The following is a 5,544-nucleotide window of genomic DNA, read 5'->3' as shown; positions in this document are numbered from 1 at the left end:
TTTATATCTGAAATAGTTCATACAGAAGACTCCTTTTTGTTAAAATTATACTATAAATTCAACTTTGCAACAGAACCGTTATGGGTCATATGATGGGCGGAATGGGGTTCATTGGCATGATTTTTTGGATTATCATTCTTGGCTTGTTATTTTATGGTGTATATATATTAATTGCAAAAGCTTCAGAAAAACCAAAAGGTGTAAGATCAGATGATTCTTTACAAATTTTAAAGGAAAGGCTGGCCCAAGGGGAAATTAATGAAGATGAATATGAAAAATTAAAGAAAGTGTTAAAAAAAGATTAGGGATACTTTGAATGAAAGGGGAAATAAGCGATGAAAAAGAAGTTACCTTTAGTGCTGTCGTTTGTACTAGCTGGTTTAATCGTCATTGGACAAACTGGTTTTACCCAAGGTTCTGATTATGACCAGAGAATGGATAATATGATGAATGAATGCATGAACTTCATGCAAACCTTTGATGATAACAACGAAAATAAGTAGTAAAGTATATAAAATCACAATAACTACAAGGCACAGAACCCTTAAAATGGGAACTTAATAAAAACACTATGTTCTAGGCTGCTAATTCTCTGTATTTTACAGGGGATAAGTAGCCTAGTTTTTGTTTAATTTGTTGTTCCATCATCATTTGTTGCATTTGCTGCATATTCATTTCGGGCATGTTCATTTCAGAACGTCCCATGTAGTAATAAGGGTAAAGTTAATGTATACGCCAAAATTTATTGCACATTATCTAGTTGACTTATTAAAAATGGGTCTTCGGAATATATAGTGGAATTAGCATTTTGATAATTCGAAAAAAATAGTGGTTAAATCGGATTGTTTGGTGGAATGCTAAGGAAAAATAATAATACCACAAAATTATAAATCAAACACGGGTGATTACGGGTAGGTAGTCAAACAAGAGGGAATTATATTTTATCTTATTAAGGCGTTATAATGTACTGATAAAAAGATGCTCATATATGAACTTCAGGTTCTTGACACAAAAACTATTACACTATATAATGTAATTGTGAAATGGAGGAGGAAATAATGTCTGAAAACTTGTGTACACCAAAACCAAAACTAACGGAACGTCCCTTATTAGATACAGAGAACGCTGAAAGTTTAAGTGAGACCTTTAAAATACTTTCTAATGGGACACGGCTTAGAATACTGCATACCTTGCTTCGAACTCCAAATGCATCTGTTAGCGAGGTGGCAGAACAGCTTGAAATGAAGCCTCAAGCCATTTCTAACCAACTTCAACGATTGGTTGATAAAGGCATCGTTCGCAGTATTCGTGAAGCCAATTTTATTCGGTACCGAATTGTTGATAATTGCGTCGTTAGTCTATTAGATCGAGGTTGGTGTTTAACCGAAGATTTACCTAAATAATAAGGAGGAGTTTAGTATGGAAAAATGTGCGAGACCGAACTGTAATTGTGTTCTTGGGGAAACAAAAGTAGAAGAAGCAGGAAAAGTTTACTGTAGTCAAGAATGTGTAGACAACTGTACTGATGAAGTTTGCGAGTGCAAAGATTGTAGCTGTGCAACTGCATAATTTAATAATTGTAAGGTTATCCCGTGTAACTATGGGATAACCCTTTTTATTGTAGGATAGTGAATGATAGGCTTTTTGTTTTCAATCATACAAATGCTTTATGAGATTGATGTTAGTAAAATAATTAGCAATGATAATTTCAATATCAAATCTATATTTAATACTATAACACCACAGAGTAGTAAAGGATGAACAATATGTCAGACTTATTATTACTACCAGATCTTAAAACAATAGAACCACCACAAGAAAATGAATCCGACATGATGTTTAAAGTGGAAGCAACTTTTCCACCATAAAATCCGAATACCCTCAAAAAGATAATATATTTAATATCTCCAATTTTGTTCTTCAACTTCATAAATCTTTTATAATGTTTAAGATAGGCATTCCCTCTAGTGAAATAGTATCTTTATTAAAGATCACTCACTAGTTAGTAATCAATAAACTATTTTGCATTCCTATCTACTATGATGTTATAATACAATTAACAAAGATGTCGTGCATGTATGCACCAAATCCCCTAACTATGCCAGTAGTTAGGGGATTTTTGGGTGTGACTAGTCGCCTATTTATCATTGCGATTGCGTAGCCAGTGCGCAAATAAAGCAACGATACAACCACTTGCTGCTGTGGTCATGATACTTACAAAGATGTCGGTCATTGCGTATGCACCTCCTCTCTACGTCAATTTGACGCCAGAGATAGGCGACTTGTATATTATATCATCTCCGAATATACGATGATAGGTAACTTCTGATAAGTCATTTTATGTTATATCTTTGCTTTTTTATAGTATCAAGACAAGAAGAAATTCGTTTCACTCGTTTCAAAAACCCTCCTGATTTTTAGAGAAAAATTCTTTTATTTCATCGTCTTTAATAAAATAATATGCCATCTTTCCCTTTTTATAAAAATCAAGTACATCATTTTTATATAAAAGTCTTAAATGATGTGAAGTTGAAGCAACACTTATTTTCAATATCAAAGAAATATCACAAACACACAACTCATCTTCTTTAATCAAAGATAATATGATTTTCAATTTCTTCTCATCACAAATTTTTTCTAAAATGTTAAGTAATTTCTTAGATTTATCATCTTCTAAAAAACTTAAAGCATTGTTAACTTTATCCTCATGTACACAGATCACATCACAAGCATTTTCATAACTCATATAAAATCGCACCCTAAATTAAAATATAAATCCTAAAATTGTTTGAATAGTATCATTTTCAATAATAATAAATAAACCTAAAGCTATATAAATAACAGCCATAATCCAACGACTAAATTTCTCAACAATTTCTCCAACTCCTGGAATATTAGCTAATTTTTGTGCAGTAAATACCAAGAAGAAAATTAAAATTAAAAAGACAAACAGAGTAATTAATAAATTAGTAACACTTAATGTCACAAAATACGGAACAAATAAACCAATATTATCAGCACCACAACTTGCTATCGTAACAATTGCAACCGTACCAACTAATTTAGACAATCCTTTTTCATTCAATTCTTTTTTAGCTCTCTTTTCTCCTTCACAATCATCATAAATAGCTACTTTAATTCCTAAATAAATCGGTATTAACCCTAATAATCCTAATATCCATTTTTCAGGAACATAATTTAAGACAAAGGCAAAGAATAAACTTACGACAATCAATGCCACAGATCCTACATATTGGCCAATATAAATATCTCGATATTCTTTTCTAGTCTTTGCTCTAGCAAAAAATATTAATAAAATCACTAATAAATCTACCGCTGTCGCAATATAAAGAATAGCAGCAGTTACAATAGTCTGAATCATAATTACACCTCATTCAAAAATATTTTTGAATGTATTATAACTTATGTTTTCAAATAATCATAGATGCTTTATTCCAATTGCTTTATTGACGTTGAGCCTCGGAACCCTTAACAATCCCAAAACTTGTCGAATGGTCGGCTTAATAGCTCACGCTATGCCGACATTCGTCTACAAGTTTAGTTAAGGGTTCTTCTCAACGATCAATAAATTTTCTCGGCATAAATGCCGTGTTATAATTAAAATACCTTTTCTGGTTTTTCTCGTATTATTTTTCCACTTTTATCATCCAAAAAGTAAGTAAGAGCTACCTAAATTTTAAATGGTGGCTCTTTTTTTTATATTCTAATTTATTACAAATCAGAATACCTTTATTTTTAATTTTAAGACGGTATTTTGAAAAATTAGAGTTATTTATATAGTTTTATACCCAAAAACTTATATTGGCTCTTAAAACGCAAATGAGAGCCAAATAAATATATTTTGATTTCACATCACAATTTTTTTAGCAAAACCAGTGACGATTTTTAGACACTGCCCAGTTATATGCAAACTAAAATTTTGCATAAAATGGCTCAAAAAATCATCACCTTTTTTAGTTCCCGCAGGAGCAATTTCTTTCAAAAAACCACCGAATTTTGAATTGGGTCCAAATTCTTTGTAAGAGCATAAGGGAAATTTGCATACATAAAAAAATGTATGGTCTGGCGAAGCCAGACATTTCAAGGGATACAGAGATTTTGAAAAAGTATACATTTTTTTGCTTTGTACCCAGAATGTACCCGCAAGATATTGTGTTGTACCCATTTTGTACCCACATCATACTGTATCTGTACCCAAAATGTACCCAGACATTTTTAGCGTATTTTCAACAAAAAAAACGCTAACTTTTTGCTAACGTTTAAGAAAGTTTATTTTTATTTTTCTTCTTCAATTTCATCAATCATTTGATGATTAATTTCTTGTTTTTCACTTTCTGTTAAATCAAAAAGTTCACTCGTTAAATACTCTTTTTTAATCCAAATATAAAAATATACTGTCAAATTACCTTCTTTTAGAAAATGCCATTTGCCATGTTTTCCGTTCTATTTTATTTCTTTAGACAGTCTAAAATAAATAATACTTTGCTTTTTATTTAACATTTTAAAGTTAATTAAAATAATCTTGATACTCACTAAAATAGTTAGAATGTTATATATTGTTATACAAAAAAATAATTTCATATCTCTTAAAACGTAAATAAGAGTTGAATTTAAAATTTAGGAAGATTAAAATAAAAAATTTTGAGTATAATCATTTCGATGAATCTTATTATGCATTTTATATTTTTTAATTCTCTAGTTAATAAAAAGATAAAATGATCTTTATTTCGATCCACTTTTTAATAAAATTGAGCATAGAAACGTATAGAAATTGTTTTATTCTTTCTCTTTTCTTTGAACTTAAAAATAAATAATATGATCATTATTGAATTTGATATTGAGAAAAAAGTATTTAATCAATTTCAAAAAGTGAAACAAATGTATGAATTGCTTAGATTACTTTTTTAGTGATTTGGTTGTTGAAATTAATACTAAAAGTAGTAGGATTAATAGGATTTGGGTAAAAAAATTAATCCTATTTATAGGATTGAGGATGACTGAAGCCTATGAAATCAACAAAAATAATAGTATTCAAACAATTTAAAGTGGTCTTGTAACAATTGTAAATAGTATGCAATATTAAGGGTTATAATCTCGATCAATTTCTATTTAATATTAACTCTAAATATTGTTATATCAATGTTTATAATAGTTTTCAAAAAAGTAATTAATCAAGGTGAATGTAAGATAATCCTTCAGCTATGCTGAATACCACCTTAGGTGGTACTGGATTCCCTTATGCTCATGTCAAATACTATCTGAAAATCCTATCATGTTTGTAATATTCCCAAAAACAAAACATGTTGGAAGACAAAAGTGGCTATTTTTTTCTTCACTTTTTACTTTAAGTGCTTATTTTTATTTTCAAAATAAGCACTTAAAGTAAAATAATTGGAGATAAAAAAGAGAAAACTAAGTAAAAATATTTACTTAGTTTGGAATAGAAAAATTCAAATTTAAAATTACATTCGACCCATGTCTTGAACATTAACGACTTACTTTTTGTTTATGATGTATATCAAT

9 protein-coding genes are annotated in these 5,544 nt (G+C 29.5%); 3 read left to right on the top strand and 6 right to left on the bottom strand.

The annotated features are described in order from the left end of the window. Positions 1–80 precede the first annotated feature (80 nt). Complete coding sequence (locus tag FH144_RS12000) at positions 81–305, top strand: SHOCT domain-containing protein (RefSeq protein WP_229689264.1); 225 nt, start codon at positions 81–83, stop codon at positions 303–305. A 30-nt stretch (positions 306–335) separates the two neighbouring features. Then, positions 336–503 carry a hypothetical protein gene (locus tag FH144_RS11995; RefSeq protein WP_242316061.1) on the top strand — a complete coding sequence of 56 codons (168 nt, stop codon included), beginning with the start codon at positions 336–338 and terminating at the stop codon, positions 501–503. Between the two features lie 73 nt (positions 504–576). Here the strand turns inward: FH144_RS11995 and FH144_RS12065 are convergent, their stop codons facing one another. Next, a complete protein-coding gene (locus tag FH144_RS12065) occupies positions 577–705 on the bottom strand; it encodes a hypothetical protein (RefSeq protein ID WP_277953193.1) in 129 nt (42 codons plus the stop codon). 353 nt (positions 706–1,058) lie between these two features. Here FH144_RS12065 and FH144_RS11990 point away from each other — a divergent pair, with 353 nt between their 5' ends. Next, the gene (locus FH144_RS11990) at positions 1,059–1,403 is read left to right on the top strand and encodes an ArsR/SmtB family transcription factor (protein ID WP_242316059.1); all 345 of its coding nucleotides are present in this window, start codon (positions 1,059–1,061) and stop codon (positions 1,401–1,403) included. A gap of 734 nt (positions 1,404–2,137) precedes the next feature. Here the strand turns inward: FH144_RS11990 and FH144_RS11980 are convergent. The 5 genes from FH144_RS11980 to FH144_RS11960 all read right to left on the bottom strand — a co-directional run bounded on the left by FH144_RS11980 (position 2,138) and on the right by FH144_RS11960 (position 4,422). Then, positions 2,138–2,233, bottom strand: a complete 96-nt coding sequence (locus FH144_RS11980) for a type I toxin-antitoxin system Fst family toxin (protein ID WP_242316057.1) — start codon at positions 2,231–2,233, stop codon at positions 2,138–2,140. A gap of 165 nt (positions 2,234–2,398) precedes the next feature. Then, a complete protein-coding gene (locus FH144_RS11975; protein ID WP_002441960.1) occupies positions 2,399–2,746 on the bottom strand; it encodes an ArsR/SmtB family transcription factor in 348 nt (115 codons plus the stop codon). A gap of 18 nt (positions 2,747–2,764) precedes the next feature. Continuing rightward, a complete protein-coding gene (locus FH144_RS11970; protein WP_002440820.1) occupies positions 2,765–3,382 on the bottom strand; it encodes a CadD family cadmium resistance transporter in 618 nt (205 codons plus the stop codon). Between the two features lie 486 nt (positions 3,383–3,868). Beyond that, positions 3,869–4,186 carry a hypothetical protein gene (locus FH144_RS11965; protein ID WP_242316055.1) on the bottom strand — a complete coding sequence of 106 codons (318 nt, stop codon included), beginning with the start codon at positions 4,184–4,186 and terminating at the stop codon, positions 3,869–3,871. A 110-nt stretch (positions 4,187–4,296) separates the two neighbouring features. Next, positions 4,297–4,422, bottom strand: coding sequence for a hypothetical protein (locus FH144_RS11960; protein WP_012818098.1), 126 nt, complete (start codon positions 4,420–4,422; stop codon positions 4,297–4,299). Positions 4,423–5,544: the final 1,122 nt, after the last annotated feature.

Origin of the sequence: Staphylococcus sp. acrmy, from assembly GCF_022690565.1 — a bacterium.
Classification (GTDB): Bacteria; Bacillota; Bacilli; order Staphylococcales; family Staphylococcaceae; genus Staphylococcus; species Staphylococcus caledonicus.
This window is presented reverse-complemented; position numbering and strand designations above follow the sequence as displayed.

Excerpts from the sequence above, each read along its gene's own strand:
- FH144_RS11975 (WP_002441960.1), bottom strand. The coding sequence starts at position 2,746 with ATGAGTTATGAAAATGCTTGTGATGTGATCTGTGTACATGAGGATAAA.
- FH144_RS12065 (WP_277953193.1), bottom strand. The coding sequence starts at position 705 with ATGGGACGTTCTGAAATGAACATGCCCGAAATGAATATGCAGCAAATG.
- FH144_RS11965 (WP_242316055.1), bottom strand. The coding sequence starts at position 4,186 with ATGGGTACAACACAATATCTTGCGGGTACATTCTGGGTACAAAGCAAA.
- FH144_RS11970 (WP_002440820.1), bottom strand. The coding sequence starts at position 3,382 with ATGATTCAGACTATTGTAACTGCTGCTATTCTTTATATTGCGACAGCG.
- FH144_RS12000 (WP_229689264.1), top strand. The coding sequence starts at position 81 with ATGGGTCATATGATGGGCGGAATGGGGTTCATTGGCATGATTTTTTGG.
- FH144_RS11995 (WP_242316061.1), top strand. The coding sequence starts at position 336 with ATGAAAAAGAAGTTACCTTTAGTGCTGTCGTTTGTACTAGCTGGTTTA.
- FH144_RS11990 (WP_242316059.1), top strand. The coding sequence starts at position 1,059 with ATGTCTGAAAACTTGTGTACACCAAAACCAAAACTAACGGAACGTCCC.
- FH144_RS11980 (WP_242316057.1), bottom strand. The coding sequence starts at position 2,233 with ATGACCGACATCTTTGTAAGTATCATGACCACAGCAGCAAGTGGTTGT.